The sequence below is a fragment of the Corallococcus macrosporus DSM 14697 genome, from assembly GCF_002305895.1.
In the GTDB taxonomy this organism is placed as follows: Bacteria; Myxococcota; Myxococcia; order Myxococcales; family Myxococcaceae; genus Myxococcus; species Myxococcus macrosporus.
Genome location: NZ_CP022203.1, coordinates 1,796,754 through 1,813,469, shown reverse-complemented (window position 1 = coordinate 1,813,469; position 16,716 = coordinate 1,796,754). Strand labels below are relative to the sequence as shown.

The following is a 16,716-nucleotide window of genomic DNA, read 5'->3' as shown; positions in this document are numbered from 1 at the left end:
CCAAAGACACCCTCACTTGCCCATAAGGCGCTCATACGATTTCTGACGCTCCACCCAGAGCACGTTGGAATCCAGCCTGAGCAACGGCATTGTGAGAGTTGTGCGACCAAGCTCTATCGTAGCTTCCTCCCAGCCCGTGGCGGCTCGACGCTGAATGTCGTCAGCAACTTCCTGCACGGTCGCGGCGAATGCCGTGACTGGGTTTGAACTGGACGTAGCAAGAAGCCTCTCCACAACTGCTGCCACAATGGACGGATTAACAACTGCAACGGACCCTAGCCGTTCCCATATCTTCGCAGTACCGAACGATGCCCGACAGAGAACTACATCCACCAAATTCACGCCACGAACAGGGCGACCGATTGCCTTCTCAACAATCGCATCAATCTGAGCAGGCGGAAGCTTTCGGAGTGCGCTTAGTTGACGAAGAGCCTCCTTTACTCGGCCTTCAGTCGCCGCGACCATGCGTGCACCTTGTGGAGCAATTGCCGCTTTGGCCTGAATGTGGAGAGCGCTATTCTCCCTCTCGCTATACACAAGGAGGTCGATGTCGCCTCCACCCCAGTCGATTTCCTGCGCCAGGAAGACATCCGGAAGGCGGGATAGGGGCCGCTTGGCAATTTCGATGAGGGCCGGCTCAAGATGGCCGGAAACCTGCTCATCAAAGACCTGAGTATGCGCCCTATTCAAGACATACAGCACGTTCCGACTAGACAGCATCGACCGAAGGGCATCTGGATTAAAATGGAGAGAATCGGCGAGCTGAGCAATCGGCGGAAAGAAACCATCTCCCACTTGTCTTGCACGCTTCTCCGCAGGGGAGAATGAGTAGAACTGCATTAGATGGTCAATCTCGCCTCCGGAGAGTCCCGTAAGAGCAAGCACCAGCCCCTCAAGAAAATTCCGCCGAAGCAGTGGCGCTGTCCACTCCATGCTTTCAAAGAACAGTTCGCGCTGACGCCGGCCACTTGAGGAGCGAGCTCGGTGCGCAAATGCATCAGCTAGATGAAGGCAAAGCTCACTAATGCCCGCCCAGGCTGATCGGAAGCGGTTGAACTTCTCGAGCGACACCCCAAATGCCGCGTTGCAACCTTCGTCCGTCAGTATTGGAATTTCACGAATCCCGAGCCGGAACTCCTCATAGAGCTGCTTTGCGATAACCGTGACAGTCGTGACGAGGTCTCCCGCATGGCTGAACTTTTGCTTAACGAAGCGATTCACGACGTCGACCAGTTGAGCTTCGAATTTCAGTCTTGGCCGGAGATAGTACGGCATGGAGATTTCGGTGAGTGCGATATCTCGGGCCTCATAGTAGCGAAAACTATCACTTGCGTGTGTCAACCTAAATCCGGACGCAACATCTCCGCTTACCGAATAGTAACCTCGATGCACCTCGGGCATCAGCTCACTGAAGTGTGCATATGCCAGAAGAAATCCCAGCTCCGCTAGGTATTGTGGCGTGATCGGACTTAGCGCATTTGCCAAATTAAGTCCCAACGGCTCCACAGGACAGTCGATAAGCAGCGGGAGCAGATATGACAGTCTATTAACTATCGCGGACCCAACATCTTCGTTCTCTCGACTCTCTGGCGAGGTCCGTGGCCCATGAAAGCGGTTATCCACAACGCCGTAGAGAGCCGAGACTACTGTCCGAAATGGTAGTTTCAGGAGCGGCAAGGCCTTGACGTCCTTGTCCAGCTCAGCTTCCAACTCGCGGAGTGCCGTCTGAGAGTCCATGCTTCCGAATGGTACTTGGGTCCCGTATGAAGCGCAGAGCGCGATTCTCGCTTAGTGCGAGCAAGACCAGCGCCATCTGCAGCGGCCAGGCTCTTCGTCTCCTTGCCCCATTCGGACTTCCCGACGCAGTCCCCCGTTTCGCCGAGGCGAGGAACGCGTCGACGAGTCCCTCCTCCAGGTCCAAATCACCCCACCCCTTGAACGCCTCGCTACGGCACGAATGACGGCTGGGGGGGGGGCCGCTCATTCCCCCGGCGCCTCCGCACAGCTCGCCCACACCCACTTCGTGGACCTCGTGGAGCCCCTGCCGTCCATTCTCCCGGAGCACTGGGAGCTGGGGCTCAGTGAGCTGGGCGACACGACGACGCTGCACTGAACGCCCTGCGGGATGTCCCCGATTTCTCGCGCCCTGCCTTTGCCTTCCTCTGGAGGGTGCAGGCATGAGTAACCGGCTGGATTTTTTCTTCAGGCAGCGCGTGACGGAGGCCGAGCTGGACTTGGCCTTCGCGCAGTTGGAGCAGGCAGACAGAAACCTCGCCTCGGACTTGGGTGTCCACGGCGTCATCTCCGGGGCGGTGCCCGCGCCGCACTCCCCGGTGCCCAACCTCTCCGTCGACTTGACGGCCCCGGGCCGCGCCTACGACAACCTCGGCCAGCGCATCTTCTTCGGCACCGGGCAAACGGTGGACTGCGCAGTGGACTTGTCGGGCATCCCCACCGACGTCTCCACCTCGGGCAGCGAGCGGTGGGTGGGCATCTTCCTGCGCTTCACCCGCCTGCTGTCCGAGCCACGCACGGACGGCAACTCCCAGCAGGTGTACTTCCGCCGCGACGAGTCCTTCGAGCTGGTGGTGCGCCAGGCGCCGGAGGGCCCCGTCGGCCAGGCGCCCAAGCCCGCCCTCCAGCCCGACGAGCTGCTGCTGTGTGACGTCCGGCGCCGCCCGGGGCAGACGCAGATTCTCGCCGCGGACTTGGACACCTCGCGCCGCCAAGCCTTCATCTTCGCGCGCGGCACCTCCGTGGCCGTGGAAAGCGGCACATGGGCCGTGCTGAGCCCCAGCGCGGACACGGTGCAGGCGACGTTGGACGAGGTGGACGCCGAGCTGGCCGGACACTTCTCCGGCGCCGCCCGGAGGCACGAGGCGAGTGCCGTGGACTACGCGCCCCATGGCTTCATCACCTCCACCACTGTGCAGGAGGCGGTAGACGAAGTCGCGGACAAGCTCTCCTCGGCCGCCTCCGGCACACCGGGCGCCTCCCGCGTGGGCGCGGACGCGGTGCCCGGCACGCCCAACCTCCTGCCTGCGAGCACCGTGGACGCGCAGCTCTCCTCGCTGCTGGGCTTCCTCAACGCCCACCAGGGCGCGGCTACCGGGGCCCACCACGCCAGCGCCATCGCCGCTTCGCCCCATGGCTACGTTGCCGCCACCAGCGTCCAGGCTCAACTCCAGGAGGTCGTCACCCGCCTCGGAGAGACGACGGCCGGAAGCCCTGGTGCGTCTCGCGTCGGAGGAGACGTGCTGGCCGGGACGCCCCACGCCCTCGCCGCCGGAAATCTGCGGCAGCAGGTGGCCGCGCTGCTGGGCTTCCTCAACGGACATGTCACCCAGGCCGTGGGGGCCCACGCAGCCTCCGCCATCTCCGTCGCGGACGCGGGCAACCTGCTGACGGCGGGCACCGTCGAGTCCGCCCTCGCCGAAGTCCTCGCGGCCTTCGGCGGCGGGCACTTCCGCGGCAACGAGGCGGCGGCGGGCCAGCACAAGGCCATCCTCCAGCCCGTCCTCGGCTCCGGCCGCGTCCTCCTCCTCGACGCCCAGGGCGCGGGCGGCGTCGCCGCGCGGCTGCGCCTCTACGCCGACAGCGACTCGGTGTGGTTCACCCTCAACGCCGCCTGGAATGGGAGCGCCTGGGCCCGGGACACCACCGGCGCCGCAGCCGCCGGCTTCCGCCTCTCGCGCAACGAGGTGGAGTTCCTCCACGACGCCAGCCTCACCGCCACCTTCGCCTCCTGGACGCGCACCTTGCGACTCCCCCTGAGTAGCACCGCCAACAACACCTCCTTCGAGCTGGCGGGCAGCGTGCGCGAGGTGGGCCGGCTCGGCCTCCAGTACAGCAATAGCGACACCGCCGCGCACGACAACCTGTCCGGGGGAGGCTCGGTGACGTTCCGCAGTCGCTTTCCTGGCGTGCCCTCCTCCATCACCCTCTCCCCCTACGCCACCAGCGGCAGCTTCGTCGGCAACCCCACCGTCATGGTGCCCGACAGAGACGGCTTCGCCTTCTACAGCCACCAAAACCTCCCAGGCCTCGCCGCAACGTACTGGTTCGGCTCGTACACCGCTGTCGCGTAAGGACGCCCATGGCCATTCACGAAGTCACTGCCGAAGACGTGCTTCAACGCTGCGCCCGGTGCGGCAGCGGCAATCGCCTCTCCCTTGGCACCCTGGAGGTGGGCGTCGCGCGTCGCGAGGACGTGGACGACGGCCTCGTCCAGCTCCCGCCCTGTCCCGCCTGCCGCTCCACCGAGTTCCTCATCCGCGCGCCGGAGGGTGAACCGGAGCATCCCGCGCCAGGCAGCTTCGGGCACCTGCATCGGCTCCTCGTCGGCCACCTCCATGCCGAGTTGGTCCAGCGCGGGCGCCTGCACGCGGTGCTCAAGCCCAAGAGAGGCACCGCCGGCAAGGTGCTGATGCGGCCCCTTTCGCAGGAGGCTCGCGAGCGCTGGTTTCCGCAGGGCTTGCGCATCGAGGTGTCGCCCGATGAGGAGCCCCGCGCCCCGGACGCGTCCAGTCGATAGACATACACTGTCAGCGAAACCGAGCACTCCCGCGCCCACCGTGCCCCGGGCGGCCGGAATCCCTCGCTCCTCGACTTGCTATGTCTCGAAGATGGAGCGTGTATGTCTTCGCGCGCCACCCAACTGCGCGCCAGGGAGACACCTATGATTATCGGCACCGAAACCATCTACCTCGGCAACAAAATCCCCGGCCTCCAGGGGGAGAAGGTCCGCATCTTCGCCGTGTTGCGCGGCGGCACTCGCCCTGACGCCAATCCGGACGCAGACGACTACTACGTGAACACGGACGAGAAGCTGGCGCGCCTCGGGGCGTCACGGCCGAGGACTGCATCGACGCGGCGCCTGTCCTCTTGGATGGCAGCACCAGCTTTGTGCATGTCGACCCACGAGCCATCGACCTGGAGTGCTTCGCGCACCTGAACAATCCCAGCGCACAATGACTTGCCATACGCGCAAGACAGAGCGTGTATGCCTCACGCGCGCCACCCAACGGCGCACCAAGGGATGAAACAATGGCACCCCGCAGGCCACACACCTCAGCCACCGCGAAGCCCGACCCGGCCCTCCAAGAAACCTTTGAGCGCATTGCTCGCGAGACGCTGAACATCAAAACCTTGAAGACACGCAGCAGCGACAGCCTCGACTTTCACGAGGTGGCAGTGTGGCGCCTGAAGGAGGCTCTCGAAGCCGCCTATCAGGCCGGCCTGAGTGCCGCCAGCAACGCCCGCAGCAAGTAGCGCCTCCTCTCACCAACCATGCCCCGCCCACCGGGGCGCCAGCGCATGAGGGCCGCCGGGCCGCCCTCGTGAACGGCAGACGTGTACCCACGGCCCGGAAAGGAAAACACCACCATGCCCCGCACCACCGCCCCGAAGACGAAGAAGCTGGAGTCCATGAACCTGACGGAGCTGCGCGCCCGCTACCGCGAAGTGGTGGGCGAGGAGACGCGCAGCCCCAACAAGAAGTACCTCATCCGCCGCATCGAGGAGTCCCTCGCCGCGAAGAAGCAGCGCAGCCCCTCCCGCCGGGCGAAGGCCGCCGCCCTCAGCGCGCCTCCGGCGCCCGCATCACCGGCCGCCACCCCGGCCGCAGGCACGCAGCCCGCCCCTCGGCGCGGGCGCTTCGCTGCCATGTCGCTGGAGGAGTTGCAGGCGAAGTACCTCGAAGTCGTGGGACGCCCGACGGGTAGCCGAGACGTCCCCTACCTCAAGTGGAAGATTCGGGAGGCGGAGGCCGGGCGAATCAAGGTGGGCCCGCGTCCCGAGCGCGAGCTGAAGGTGCGCGAGGACGGCAAGCGCGTCATCCCGCTCTCCTTCGAAGACGAGGCCCTCAAGGCCCTGGACAAGGCCTGGCGCGACGCGGGCCTGCCGAGCAGGACTCGCTTCTTCCGGCAGGCGGTCTACCGGGAACTCAAGGCCATGGGCGCCACCGAGGCCGCCGCGCACTTTGCTCCGAAGACTGAGGAGTGAGGCCCAGCATGGCGACGAAGGAACAAGCCACCGACGCCCTCGTGTCGGTGGCGCTTCGCAAGGCGCTCGCGGGCGCCCGCGTGGAAGTGAGGCTGGCCCTCCCTGACTCCGGCGCAGAGCTGCAGCCCGAAGTCGAAGTTGCCTTCCCGCAGGGCACCTCCGCGCGGCAACGCAATGCGGCCCTCCTCCTCCTTGCCACGCAGGTAGAGCTGCGCACCCCAGCGCAAGAGCACTGGCTCGTTGAATCTGAGGTGCTCGACGACGGGCTCAGAAGCCGCGTCTACCTGCTGTTACTCGGCGTCGGTGGCCCTCGGCCAACTCGTGACGAGGCAGAGCGAGGGCTGCAAGTCCTGCAAAGCGCCCTCCGATGACATGGCTAGGCGGGCGGCAGCGCGAGCCACTGCCCCTGCCCAAACCACTCCCCTGGACGCGCGCGCAACGCGCGCACCCGAGCCACTCCCAACCCCGCGTCAACACACCTGCAGGAACAACATGAAGACACGCAGCGAATTGGAAGCAATGACCGTCAAGAAGCTGCGCCGTTACGTCATCGACACCGGAAACAGCTTTCCCTACCTGGAGGAAACCAGGAAGGCGGAAATCATCGACAAGCTCATGAAGATTCGAGCCGCACAGGAGGACGCGAAGTCCACCCCGATAGCCAAGGAGGCAACGTAGCCGCAGCCGCCCCCAGTCAAGGGGGCTGCTGGGCTGCGATAGGGACGCGCGAATGCTCTACCTCCCCGCCATACACGTCCCCCAGAGCAGCGTCCCCTCCCAACCCCGGATAATACATACGCCCAAAACAGCAGAGAGGACTTGATACGCCCGCCCACCAGAGCGTGTATGCCTTTCGCGACGGGCAACAAAGCTCCGCGCCAATCCACAGGAATGCACACCATGGCAACCCCACTCCCCTCCCCCCGCATCGTTCAGGTAACGGTGTTTGACCTCCAGAACGCCAACCTGAGCGTAATCCTCGCCAAGAGTCGGTACGGAACGCTTCAGCCGCAGCTCGACGTTGTCCTACCCAAAGGCACCCCCCATCGACATCTGAGGGCGGCGCTCCACGCCTATTCAGCCGACCTGGAGCTGAGAACACCCGCCACCGAGCGGTGGATTATCCAGAGCGAGTGCCTTGATGCGCCGACCCACGGCCGCATCCACCTGGAGTTGGCCGAGGGCGACGAGGCCGAGGCCATGCGCGGGATGATGCTCCTCGACACTCTGCGGTGCTGAGCGGAGGGGCCAAGGAACCCGCGCCGCAGCACCGCGCGGGTTCCTTGCCGAACCAAAAGCCCGCCGCCCCTGGAGTCCAGCGGCCCGGCTCCGGCGGGCGGCTCCTCCGACTGAACCAGGGGGCAAGGCGGAGGGAGTCCGCGCCCACACGCCCCACCAATCCCGGCCTATCACCAGGACAATCACACACACTGGAATTCCGCCTGCCGCCCCCCATCCGGGCGGTCCGTCCGCTCCCATCCACCGGCGCCAGCGTGCAACCCCGCGTATTCTCGCAACCCCCTCAAACACATCCAAAACCACCCTTCGGGCCGTCGAAGCGGACTTGCTTCATTCGCACACAAGAGCGTGTATGTGTTTCGCGACGGGTGCCACAACCCCGCGCGAATGCGAGAGGCAAACCCCATGAAGACGCTCCGGTTTGGAATTGAGATTGAGACGGTTGGCGCCAGCCGCCAGAAGCTGGCCCACGCGATTCAGAGCGCGGTGGGCGGGCAGGTTTCCAGCGACTACCGGGGCTGGCAGGTGACGGACGCCCAGGGCCGCACCTGGAAGGTGGTGCCGGATGGCTCGCTAAGCGGGGGCGAGTACAGCGGCGAAATCGTTTCCCCCATCCTCACCTACCAGGACCTCGACGCCTTACAGCAGGTGGTGCGGGCCGCGCGCGAGGCCGGCGCTCGCGCCGACGCCTCCACCGGCATCCACATCCACGTCGACGGCAGCCGCTTCGATGCAAAGGGCGTTACCAACCTCGTGAAGATGATTCACAAGCAGGAGCGCCTCCTGGAGACGGCCCTCGGAGTGAGCGCCGCGCGGCTGAACCGCTTCTGCAAGCCCATCGACGCGGCATTCCTCCAGCGACTGGAGGCACGGCGCCCGCGCACCCTCCAGGACGTGAATGAGGCTTGGTACGGGCGCCGCATCAACATGCCCGACCGCTACGACCAGAGCCGCTACCACGGCCTCAACCTCAACAGCCTCTTCTTCCGAGGCACCATCGAATTCCGCTACTTCAACGGCACGGTGCACGCGGGCGAGGTGAAGGCCTACATCCAACTGGTGCTGGCCCTCGCCGCCCGGGCCTTGGCCTCGAAGGCCGCCTCCAGCAAGCGCCGCGACTTCAACCCCGCCACCGCCAAGTACGACTTCCGGGTGTTCCTCCTCCACCTGGGCCTGATTGGCGAGGAGTTCAAGACGGCGCGCCTGCACCTCCTCAAGAAACTGGAGGGCAGCGCCGCATGGAAGGGGCAGCGCCGCGACCGGCGCGGCCCGGGCGGAGGTGAAGACGGCTCGCCCGGCAGCGAGGGCTCGCAGGGCGACGCAGGGGCCGCTCCGGGTAACACGCCCACCGAAGCCCGCGCCGCCGCGTGACGAGGCCTTCGCGGGCGCCACGAAGCCCTGGCGCCTGCCTGCTCTGGCGCCGGGGCCCGAGGAAGTAGCCCAGGCACCGGGCCCGCACCTTCCTACGGGTGTGGCTCCCATACTGATCATGCTGCGCGCCGTACCTCGGCCCTCTGCGGCGCAAGCGTGAGGTTCATGGCCGCGTCCCACCGTTCCGAGAGCACCAGGGCGCGCAAGTCCAGGATGTGCTGGCCGGACGCCTCCTTCCAGCGGGCGCCAGGGCGCTTCATGCGCAGGGAGACGAGAGACTTGCAGGTAGCCTCCACGTTGCCGCTGCCAATGGGAAGTCCCCGTGCGCGCGCCTCGGCATAGTGCATTCGCTCGCCGTGGTTCTCCAGGTAGGTGAGGGCCTCGTGCACCGGTTTGCCGTCACCGAGGACGACATGCCGCTTGCCGCTGGCGTGCAACGCCATGGCAATGGCCCACGCCGCCCCGGGCGTGTTGAGCAGGGACAGCTTCCATTTCTCACGCAGCGCGGAGGTCGTCTCTTCTCCAGCCACCACGCGAGCCGCAGCCCCGAGCTTCTCCATCAGGTGCCAGAAGTCCACCAGACGCACCGGCTTCTTGGCCGCCGGGGCATGGGTGGCCAGCGCCTCGTCCAGCAAGGCGTGCAACTCAGGGGCACCGTCGGTGAGGACGGCGACGTACAGGCCGCGCCGCCTGGAAACCAGGGCCTGGACGTCGCGGGCCAGGCGTTCTGCCACCTCTCGGGCCTGGCCCCGTGGCATCCGTCCGTAGCGGATGGTGCCCAGGGCTTCGCCGTGGGCGTCATGGAAGGTGAGGCAGGCGGCGTAGGCCATGCGCCAGACGACGTCCACCGGGCGCGTGGGGGCGCCCTTGCGAGGGCGGCCCACCGGCCGCTTCTTCGGCTCCTCCATCGGCACGGCCACCCTGTCCATGCTGACGCTCACGCCGCGGGTGCCTCGGGGCACTCGCATCTCCTGGGCCAGCACCGCCTCCACCCGAGACCGCTGGCCGCCGTACAGCGCTCCCACCGCATGCCCCACTCGCTCGAACGAGGCTCGGCAGTAGGGCAGCACGCCCATCTGGCGCGCCGTCGCTTCCGCCTCTCTCGAGGTCCCCCGGGCCAGCAGGTACGCCATGGGCACTGCCGCCTCGGGCATCCACCCATCGGCCACGCACCCAGCGCGCAGGCTGACGGTGTCCACCGTGGGCCCGTTTCTCACCCCTACCTGTCGATAGAGGCTTCGCTCTACTTCGACAGGCCCTTGCCGCGTCTTGTACGTCGCCGTGTACCGGCCGACCCGGGAGTGGAGCTGGCCTGCGAGTTGGAGACGGGGGGCGTCGACGTCGTAGCCTTGAAGCAACCTCCGCTTCGCATCGCACTGCAACGCCGCGGCCGCCTCATCAATGGCCTTCAACGCGCCTTCCGGGTCCACTTCCCCGAAGCTTTTCCCCGCCGCGCCCTCCTGCCGCAGCTTCGCCTCCATGACTTTGAGCAACTTCGCGACTTCCTCGGGTACCTCAAGCATCACCTTCGACACGCGCACACCTCCGTCGAGATAACCCACCCGAAGGCTCGCACCTTGCCGATGAACAGGCTCGCGACCGCTCGATGGCTTGTTAGCTCACCCAGCGCTCAGGATCGGATCCAGACCCCTTCCTACGGTCCTCGCGCTCCTCCCTCAGACAGCGCTTGCTTCAATGGCGAACCAGAGCATGTATGTCTTTCGCAAAGGGCGACTACCCCTCGCCGACACAAGAGACGCAACAATGAGAGCATACGGAGTTGCCCGCAAAGACAAAGGCTGTTGCCCGGGCCACGACAAGTTCCCGGCCGAGACATACCGAAGCCGACGCTCCAAGAGGGCCCACACCCGAGACACCCGCCTCGCGCACCGGCGCGCTCGGGGCCGAGCGAGGGCAGAACTCTTCAACGAAGAGTAGGCCGCGCCGCGCTAGACGACGCGCCCTTCCCAATACGCCTCCAACAACGAGGCACCACACCAGGGCCCACGGGTGCCCCTGGCGCGCAACGACAACGGCGGGCCGCGCGCCCGCCCTCCACCGGAGAGTCCCCATGCTCTACTTCGCCTACGGCTCCAACCTCGACAGGGCCCAAATGCGCACACGCTGCCCCGGCGCCACCGTCGAAGCCCGGGCCACCCTTCCCGGCCACACCCTGGTGTTTGGCGGCTACAGCCGCCGCTGGGGCGGCGCCGTCGCCAGCCTCCAGCGCGTGCGCGGCGCCCACGTCGAGGGGTTGCTGTACCGCCTCACCCCCGAGGACCTGCACGCCCTCGACGCCTTCGAGGGGCACCCCTTCGCGTACCGGCGCGCCGCCCGACTGGTGACGGACAAGACCGGCCTCCGCCGCCGAGCGCTGGTATACCTGCAGCCCGAAGCAAGCTTCGAGGCCTGGCCACCCGCTGGCCGCTACTTCCGCGTCCTCTGGCACGCCTACGGGCGCCTGGGCTTCAACCGCGCCGCGCTCGCGGGCGCCCTGGGAGGTGCGGAATGAAGCGCGCCTCAATCTCGACGCGTATCTTCGTCTACGGAACGCTGCTGTCCGGCGAGCCCAACCACCGCCTCCTGCGCGGCGCACGCCTCATTGGCCCAGCGCGGACGCAGCCCCGCTTTAGTCTCTACGACTACGGCCCCTTCCCTGCCCTCGCCTCCAGGGGCAAGCACGCTATCGAGGGAGAGGTGTACGAAGTCGACGCGCTCATGCTGGCAGCGCTCGACAGGCTCGAGGGCCACCCTCGCTTCTACCAGCGCACGTCCATTGCCCTCGACGGTGCCGGCCGCGCCGAGGCATACCTGTTTCCCAAGGGGCGGTTGGCTGGCCGCCCCATCATCGAGTCCGGCTGCTGGCGCACACACCTGAAGGAGAAGAAGTCATGATGATCATCATGCGCGACGGACGTGTCTTCGAGGGCACGGCTGTCCAAATCGTGAAGGGAATGCAGGACATCGCCTTCGGCGTGGAGCGCCTCTCCATTCCCGAGTACATCGACTGGGTTGTAACCAATACCCAGCGATTCGAATCCGTCGCGCTGCGCGTGCAGGGCACAACGGCCGAGGAAAAGGCCGCGTCCCTCGTTGATGAAATGCTGCGAGAGGGCTTGGCGACGCGAGGGTGAAGCGGGCCGGCATGGCATGCCTTTCGGGGCATGCCCATGCGGCCCGGGCCCGTCCGCCTGCCGAAGCGTCCTGTTTCGCCTGATGTTTCACGCACGCCCAGGCGGCGCGCCCCTCATGCGTGGTGCTCGCCACTGCGGAGAGGCGACTCTCGCGCGCCGCGAGCAACCCACTCCCCCGGTGCTTCCTGCTCCGGGGGTGAGCGCACGCCGAGTCATTCGCCTCCACCAGCCTCAACGCATCCTCGGCACCCAGCGCATGCAGCGCCGCGGCCTCCGCCGTCCGGTACTCCTGCTTCACCGTGGCCAGCCGCGTCCGTGATTCGGCACTCCCGTCCATCGCCGCGTACGCCCGCTGCAACGCCACCTCCACCCGTCGCAGCTCCGCTGCGAGGGCCTCCCGCTCGCTCATCATCATCCGCGTTCCCCACAGCACGCGACGTGCCAGCCCGCCGGGTGATTCTCACCAGCAACCATTCCCGTGAGGTCACTTCGTATTGTAACCAGAAGCGGGCACGCCCTTCCTTCACTCCAGCACGGCTCGACTACGACACATGCCCAAGGAATGGTAATCATCACCCGCCGTCTCAACGCGCACTCGCCCCGGATACACAGCAATGCGAGCAAAGCCACACATGCTTAAAATCCAACGTCCTCCCGTTTCAGCTCGCGGCTCTTCCATAAGGGAGACGCGCAGGTCGCCCGCTCCGACGTCCACAACTTCTCTTGAGGCGTCCTTCCGCACCGCCCTTGATGAAGAGCTGGCGCGCCCTCTCGCAAGCCTCGTCGCGAGACTTGCCGGGGTGGCGAAGCGCCTCGCCCCGGGGCCCCAGCAGGAAGTGTCGAGCCAGCGCCCAGGCCACAACGCGAGGCCTCCCACGCAACCGCAGCGCCTGCCCCCGGCGCCGCCTCCCACGCAACCGCAGCGCCTGCCCCCGGCGCCGCCTCCCGCGCCTACGGCCAGGGCATGCGCCGTCATCGGCTGCAAGCGCCCCCACCGCAGCCAGGGCTACTGCGGGGCTCACTACCAGAAGCGGCGCCTCATGTTGGCCACGGGCCGCCTGCATGCTGCGTGGGTGGAGGACGCCGCGCCTAACACCATCCCCGACGTCATTCTCCCGCGCGGGCGCAGGCCCAAGGCCGACGCCGCGCCTCCTGCACCGAAGCCGCCCGTCAGCGCCACCCCTCGCATGTGGGTGCGCAAGAAGGGGGCGGCCGGGGCAGACGGCACCTCCGGCCCCGGGGCGCCAACGCAGGCCGGGGCGCCAGCGGCGAATCAACTCGCTTCGGAGCAGGAGCGCGCCAAGGCCACCGCCCAGCGCTGGGCCAGCGAGTTCCGCTCGGGGTCGCGACGCGGCTGACGCGCCAGGCCCCCTCCTGCCCCAGGAGGGGCGCCCTTTCCCGCGCAGTGGCATCAGGGCCGTCCGTCCGCCTCCACGGGGGCCAGGCGCCCGTCCCCCGTGACGCGCACCACGTGGGCGGGCACGAAGGTGCCAGCCCGGCCACAGACGACTGCGTCGAGTCGCTGGTCCGTCGTCCCCGCCACGAGGTCTCCCGCCTCGTCCAGCGCGTAGGCCATCGGCGCGCCTGGGAGCGTCACCCATGGCGTGGCACGCCACCGCCCCTCGGACGCGTCGACACGCACCAGACTCCCCGCGCCGCCAAACATGTGAGCGAGGCCCTCCACCACCACGAGGGCGCCGTGCATCCGCACGACTACCAGGGGGTTGGCCTGGGGCTCCTTCAGCACCGTCACCCGCCCCGCCTCATGCACCTCCAGCGTGCCCCCAAACTCCCCGTCGTCCCACCCGACGAGGCAGGCCTCCCCCATGACTTCGAGGACGGAGGCGGAGTCCCCTGCTGGCACGGATGCACACGGGCTCCCTTGTGAGGGCGCCTTCGGCTTGTCCCAGTGCAACTGGATGGAGGTATGCCCCTCGCGCAGCGTCCACCCACCGGAGCGTCTTGGACTGATATGGGCGCAGTCGATGGACTCCGCAGGCTGCACCTCCTGCCCGGAGAGTCCCTCCAAGGCCAACCTCGCGTGGCTCCGCGCCACCGGCGAGGCGTGTGTCGCCACCACCTGCTGGAACAGCGGCACCAGATCCTCCGCATGCGCCCGGAAGGAGTAGCTGCCCAGCGCATCAACCGCCGCGGCCTGGACCTCGCTATGCGGCGCGTACACCGCCTGGCGCAGCGCCTCGAGGGCGACTGCGTCTCCCACGCGTCCAAGGGCCTCCGCGGCCCGCGCGCGCTCCCAGCCCTCCTTTCCCGTGGCCAGCAGCCGCAGCAGCGGCTCCGTCGCGGCTGGCCGCGCCACGTCCCCCAGCAACACAAGGCTCGCAAGAGCCCGGGCACGGCACTCAGGCACGGCGAGCTGCTCAAGGACGCCCGGCACCGCAGCAGGACTCCCGAAGGCCACCAGCGCCTGCAGCGCCACGGGTGTGAGGCGCACGTCCGCCCGCTGTAGCGCCTGTAACGCCTCGGGCGCGGCCTTCGCCCCCAGGCGCACGTGGGCAGCCAGCACTGACGCTACGTAGGCAGCTCGCGGGGTGCACCCGTCGAAAACCGCCTCGCAGCCTGGCGCAGGCACCGAGGGGCAGGACGTTCCGGGTGGGCGCCGCAGAATGGGCTCCTCCAGCTCCCGGGCGAGGAGCGTCCGCAGGCGCGTAACGAACGTCTCCGTGTACATGGAGGAGCGCCGGGCGAGGACGTGGCGCACCAGCACCAGCGCCTCCCAGCTCGACTCCGGATTCTCCAGCACCTCTACCAGCACCGGGGCCAATGTCGGGCCGAGGTGCTCCAGGGCCGACGTGGACGACTCCAGGAGGTGGCGCACAATGGCTGGCGCTGCTCGCTCGTCATCGAGAGAGGAGAGCGCGTGCAGGGCCAGCCCGCCGGGCTCCCGCTCATACGCCTCGATGAGAGCAGGCACGGCACCCGTGGCCTTCCCCTCCATGTTCGCCAGCGCCTGCGCTGCACCGCCGCGCACGCGACGCTCTGGGTGCCGAAGCAGCGAAACCAGCCGAGAGACGACGACCTCTCCCTCTCGCCCCAGTTTCCAGGCCGCACACGCCTGCTCCGGCGGCAACCACTTCTCCCCCGTGTCGGGGCCGTTGGTTTCCTCCAGCAGCGCAAGGCACGCATCAGCCCCCTTGCAGCAGCCCTCCCACGTCCTGGTGTCATCCCGCTGCCATGGCCGGGAACACCCCAGCGACAGCGCCACCACCGCGCACACGAGCCCGGCCAACCAGCGGGGACGCTCGGACCTCACCTCTCCCTCCATGTCAGTTCCTCTCATTCTCCCCTCGCTGTGAAGGGACTCCGAACCCAACGCGTCCGCCAGTCACGCACCGCGCAGCGAACGAGCGCCGCGCCCGAGGGCCTTCACGACACGTGTGCCGGCCACCCAGTCGTGGAGACACCGCCGGTCCTCTCCAACGATGAAGAGGGCGTCCACGAGGCCGAACCAGCCGCAGTAGCTGCAGAGCGCAATCGGGAGCGCGTTCCTCAGCAGGGCAATGCGCCACACCCCAGCCGGACGGCCGTCGCTCCGGACGACTCGGATTCCGAAGAGCCTCTTGCCGAGGCTAGCCCCAGTGCCGCGAATTAGGCTCGCCTGCACGAGCAACGCGAGGAGCGCCGGGGCGTAGACGGCTGGAGCCTTCATCGCCGCCTCGTCCGGCACGGCCAGGCACCGGAGGACGCCCAGGAGCAGGGACGGGAGCACGAGCGCGGCGCCGTCGATAAGGCTGGCCGCGAGCCGGGCCCTGCGCGTCGCCAGCTCCGGAGCCACATGCAGGCACCGGAAGCACAGGCCCGCATTGGACGAGGCACAGAAGGCACAGGTGAAGGTGCCGCAACGAGTACAGGCCAGGGCGGCGGAGAAGCCAGGATGCTCGGAGCATGAGGGCTCCGAAATCGATTCAAGGGCCTCGCGGAAGTCGGACATGGAGGGCCGCAGCACAGCTAGGCCCGCCCCAAGGCAGCAAGTTCCTTCGGAGAGAAATTCACGCTCGCCCCAACAAACTCGACCCAACAGGTCCAGTCTACTCGACCATCATTACATCATCCCTGCCACCCACGGGCTACCTCGATACCTGATTCCGCTACATAGAAGAGCGGCCCGCTCAAGGAATGGACTCTCGAAGCGCACTGCTCCAGGGCGGTTCCTCCTGGGAGGTGCCCTGGTCCCAGCGGATGGCGTGCCCCTATCGCGCCCGCCCCTCGGCCGAGCTCCCAAGGTATTTACCGAGGCCGGGGCCAGCCGCGCCAATGCCCGTGTGAAACCCCGCGTATTCTCGCGAGTATTTCGCACGCCTCCAGTGCGCTCGACCTCCAGACCAAACGAACTTGCTTCATCTGAAAGCAAGAGCGTGTATGTCTTTCGCGACGGACAGCCACGCCCCCGCAGAACGCGAGGACGTCGATGAAGATTAAAAGCACCACCGCCTTCCGAGCCTACACCACCATGCGCGCGAACCAGGCCAAGGCCACCAAGCGCTTCATGGTGAAGTCGGTGAACAAGGACGGTTCGATCAGCCGCATGGCGCCCACCAAGGCCGCCTGGCAGAACGACGCGTTCGAAGATGCCGACGCCGCCGAGGCCCGACGCGCGGAGCTTGAGCGGCTCAATCCCGGCTCGCGCTTCGCGGTCGTCCCGCTCTGAAGCCCCCGGGGCCACGCAGGCAGGCGTAAGGCCCGCTGTGCTGTGCCTGCCCGGAGCGCACGGCTCCGGGAGACGCCTCCGCGGATGCGCGTGTACACAGTAAGACGGGCCGCTCCTACGACGCCGGCCGCACCCATCGCCACGTGGAGCGCTTCGAGACGTACTCCCACCGGGAGAGAGGCAACCGAGGCCCGTGGCGCTGGCGTTTGAGGTACCCGCGCGCCTGGCGCTCCACCGCGCCGCGCCTGCCGAGACCAGCCTCGGGCGACCTCGCCGGGACAGGCACGGGGCCGAGCAGGTAGA

At 67.3% G+C, this 16,716-nt stretch carries 18 protein-coding genes; 14 read left to right on the top strand and 4 right to left on the bottom strand.

The genetic code is table 11. The annotated features are described in order from the left end of the window. Positions 1–12: 12 nt before the first annotated feature. Entirely contained in the window at positions 13–1,275 is a 1,263-nt protein-coding gene (locus tag MYMAC_RS36695; protein WP_157757467.1) for a hypothetical protein, read from the bottom strand. Between the two features lie 682 nt (positions 1,276–1,957). Here MYMAC_RS36695 and MYMAC_RS07640 point away from each other — a divergent pair. From MYMAC_RS07640 to MYMAC_RS07595, 10 genes are all read left to right on the top strand, one after another. Continuing rightward, a complete protein-coding gene (locus MYMAC_RS07640; RefSeq protein ID WP_204817466.1) occupies positions 1,958–2,113 on the top strand; it encodes a hypothetical protein in 156 nt (51 codons plus the stop codon). Positions 2,114–2,177: 64 nt separating this feature from the next. Continuing rightward, positions 2,178–4,088 (top strand): hypothetical protein, encoded by a 1,911-nt coding sequence (locus MYMAC_RS07635; RefSeq protein WP_095957584.1) that lies wholly within the window; start codon positions 2,178–2,180, stop codon positions 4,086–4,088. Between the two features lie 8 nt (positions 4,089–4,096). After that, positions 4,097–4,534 (top strand): hypothetical protein, encoded by a 438-nt coding sequence (locus MYMAC_RS07630; RefSeq protein ID WP_095957583.1) that lies wholly within the window; start codon positions 4,097–4,099, stop codon positions 4,532–4,534. A gap of 144 nt (positions 4,535–4,678) precedes the next feature. Continuing rightward, complete coding sequence (locus tag MYMAC_RS07625) at positions 4,679–4,954, top strand: hypothetical protein (RefSeq protein ID WP_239989398.1); 276 nt, start codon at positions 4,679–4,681, stop codon at positions 4,952–4,954. A 92-nt stretch (positions 4,955–5,046) separates the two neighbouring features. Next, on the top strand, positions 5,047–5,271 hold the full coding sequence (locus MYMAC_RS07620; protein WP_095957582.1) for a DUF6900 domain-containing protein: 225 nt from the start codon (positions 5,047–5,049) through the stop codon (positions 5,269–5,271). A gap of 114 nt (positions 5,272–5,385) precedes the next feature. After that, complete coding sequence (locus tag MYMAC_RS07615) at positions 5,386–6,003, top strand: DUF2924 domain-containing protein (protein ID WP_095957581.1); 618 nt, start codon at positions 5,386–5,388, stop codon at positions 6,001–6,003. An 8-nt stretch (positions 6,004–6,011) separates the two neighbouring features. After that, entirely contained in the window at positions 6,012–6,374 is a 363-nt protein-coding gene (locus MYMAC_RS07610; protein WP_095957580.1) for a hypothetical protein, read from the top strand. A gap of 121 nt (positions 6,375–6,495) precedes the next feature. Continuing rightward, positions 6,496–6,681 (top strand): hypothetical protein, encoded by a 186-nt coding sequence (locus MYMAC_RS07605; protein WP_095957579.1) that lies wholly within the window; start codon positions 6,496–6,498, stop codon positions 6,679–6,681. A gap of 222 nt (positions 6,682–6,903) precedes the next feature. After that, positions 6,904–7,242, top strand: coding sequence for a hypothetical protein (locus MYMAC_RS07600; RefSeq protein ID WP_095957578.1), 339 nt, complete (start codon positions 6,904–6,906; stop codon positions 7,240–7,242). Between the two features lie 405 nt (positions 7,243–7,647). Next, positions 7,648–8,613: an amidoligase family protein gene (locus MYMAC_RS07595; RefSeq protein WP_095957577.1), complete on the top strand. Its 966-nt coding sequence runs from the start codon at positions 7,648–7,650 to the stop codon at positions 8,611–8,613. A gap of 116 nt (positions 8,614–8,729) precedes the next feature. Here the strand turns inward: MYMAC_RS07595 and MYMAC_RS07590 are convergent, their stop codons facing one another. Then, entirely contained in the window at positions 8,730–10,148 is a 1,419-nt protein-coding gene (locus tag MYMAC_RS07590; protein WP_095957576.1) for an ISKra4-like element ISMfu2 family transposase, read from the bottom strand. A gap of 536 nt (positions 10,149–10,684) precedes the next feature. On the opposite strand from MYMAC_RS07590, the gene MYMAC_RS07585 reads away from it, so the two are divergent. The 3 genes from MYMAC_RS07585 to MYMAC_RS07575 are packed head-to-tail and all read left to right on the top strand — an operon-like array spanning position 10,685 to position 11,747. Beyond that, complete coding sequence (locus tag MYMAC_RS07585; RefSeq protein WP_095957575.1) at positions 10,685–11,125, top strand: gamma-glutamylcyclotransferase family protein; 441 nt, start codon at positions 10,685–10,687, stop codon at positions 11,123–11,125. Further along, positions 11,122–11,508 (top strand): gamma-glutamylcyclotransferase family protein, encoded by a 387-nt coding sequence (locus MYMAC_RS07580; RefSeq protein WP_095957574.1) that lies wholly within the window; start codon positions 11,122–11,124, stop codon positions 11,506–11,508. Before MYMAC_RS07585 ends, MYMAC_RS07580 begins: the two co-directional genes overlap by 4 nt. 8 nt (positions 11,509–11,516) lie before the next feature. Continuing rightward, on the top strand, positions 11,517–11,747 hold the full coding sequence (locus MYMAC_RS07575; RefSeq protein WP_095961510.1) for a hypothetical protein: 231 nt from the start codon (positions 11,517–11,519) through the stop codon (positions 11,745–11,747). Between the two features lie 1,411 nt (positions 11,748–13,158). On the opposite strand, the gene MYMAC_RS07565 is transcribed toward MYMAC_RS07575, so the two are convergent. Both MYMAC_RS07565 and MYMAC_RS07560 read right to left on the bottom strand, forming a co-directional pair. After that, complete coding sequence (locus MYMAC_RS07565; RefSeq protein WP_095957573.1) at positions 13,159–15,030, bottom strand: HEAT repeat domain-containing protein; 1,872 nt, start codon at positions 15,028–15,030, stop codon at positions 13,159–13,161. 60 nt (positions 15,031–15,090) lie between these two features. After that, the gene (locus MYMAC_RS07560) at positions 15,091–15,540 is read right to left on the bottom strand and encodes an RDD family protein (RefSeq protein ID WP_239989397.1); all 450 of its coding nucleotides are present in this window, start codon (positions 15,538–15,540) and stop codon (positions 15,091–15,093) included. 675 nt (positions 15,541–16,215) lie between these two features. On the opposite strand from MYMAC_RS07560, the gene MYMAC_RS07555 reads away from it, so the two are divergent. Beyond that, entirely contained in the window at positions 16,216–16,413 is a 198-nt protein-coding gene (locus MYMAC_RS07555; protein WP_157757466.1) for a hypothetical protein, read from the top strand. The last annotated feature ends 303 nt before the right edge of the window (positions 16,414–16,716 follow it).

Excerpts from the sequence above, each read along its gene's own strand:
- MYMAC_RS07580 (WP_095957574.1), top strand. The coding sequence starts at position 11,122 with ATGAAGCGCGCCTCAATCTCGACGCGTATCTTCGTCTACGGAACGCTG.
- MYMAC_RS07595 (WP_095957577.1), top strand. The coding sequence starts at position 7,648 with ATGAAGACGCTCCGGTTTGGAATTGAGATTGAGACGGTTGGCGCCAGC.
- MYMAC_RS07585 (WP_095957575.1), top strand. The coding sequence starts at position 10,685 with ATGCTCTACTTCGCCTACGGCTCCAACCTCGACAGGGCCCAAATGCGC.
- MYMAC_RS36695 (WP_157757467.1), bottom strand. The coding sequence starts at position 1,275 with ATGCCGTACTATCTCCGGCCAAGACTGAAATTCGAAGCTCAACTGGTC.
- MYMAC_RS07635 (WP_095957584.1), top strand. The coding sequence starts at position 2,178 with ATGAGTAACCGGCTGGATTTTTTCTTCAGGCAGCGCGTGACGGAGGCC.
- MYMAC_RS07625 (WP_239989398.1), top strand. The coding sequence starts at position 4,679 with ATGATTATCGGCACCGAAACCATCTACCTCGGCAACAAAATCCCCGGC.
- MYMAC_RS07615 (WP_095957581.1), top strand. The coding sequence starts at position 5,386 with ATGCCCCGCACCACCGCCCCGAAGACGAAGAAGCTGGAGTCCATGAAC.
- MYMAC_RS07565 (WP_095957573.1), bottom strand. The coding sequence starts at position 15,030 with ATGGAGGGAGAGGTGAGGTCCGAGCGTCCCCGCTGGTTGGCCGGGCTC.
- MYMAC_RS07605 (WP_095957579.1), top strand. The coding sequence starts at position 6,496 with ATGAAGACACGCAGCGAATTGGAAGCAATGACCGTCAAGAAGCTGCGC.
- MYMAC_RS07630 (WP_095957583.1), top strand. The coding sequence starts at position 4,097 with ATGGCCATTCACGAAGTCACTGCCGAAGACGTGCTTCAACGCTGCGCC.
- MYMAC_RS07600 (WP_095957578.1), top strand. The coding sequence starts at position 6,904 with ATGGCAACCCCACTCCCCTCCCCCCGCATCGTTCAGGTAACGGTGTTT.
- MYMAC_RS07610 (WP_095957580.1), top strand. The coding sequence starts at position 6,012 with ATGGCGACGAAGGAACAAGCCACCGACGCCCTCGTGTCGGTGGCGCTT.
- MYMAC_RS07575 (WP_095961510.1), top strand. The coding sequence starts at position 11,517 with ATGCGCGACGGACGTGTCTTCGAGGGCACGGCTGTCCAAATCGTGAAG.
- MYMAC_RS07620 (WP_095957582.1), top strand. The coding sequence starts at position 5,047 with ATGGCACCCCGCAGGCCACACACCTCAGCCACCGCGAAGCCCGACCCG.
- MYMAC_RS07640 (WP_204817466.1), top strand. The coding sequence starts at position 1,958 with ATGACGGCTGGGGGGGGGGCCGCTCATTCCCCCGGCGCCTCCGCACAG.
- MYMAC_RS07555 (WP_157757466.1), top strand. The coding sequence starts at position 16,216 with ATGCGCGCGAACCAGGCCAAGGCCACCAAGCGCTTCATGGTGAAGTCG.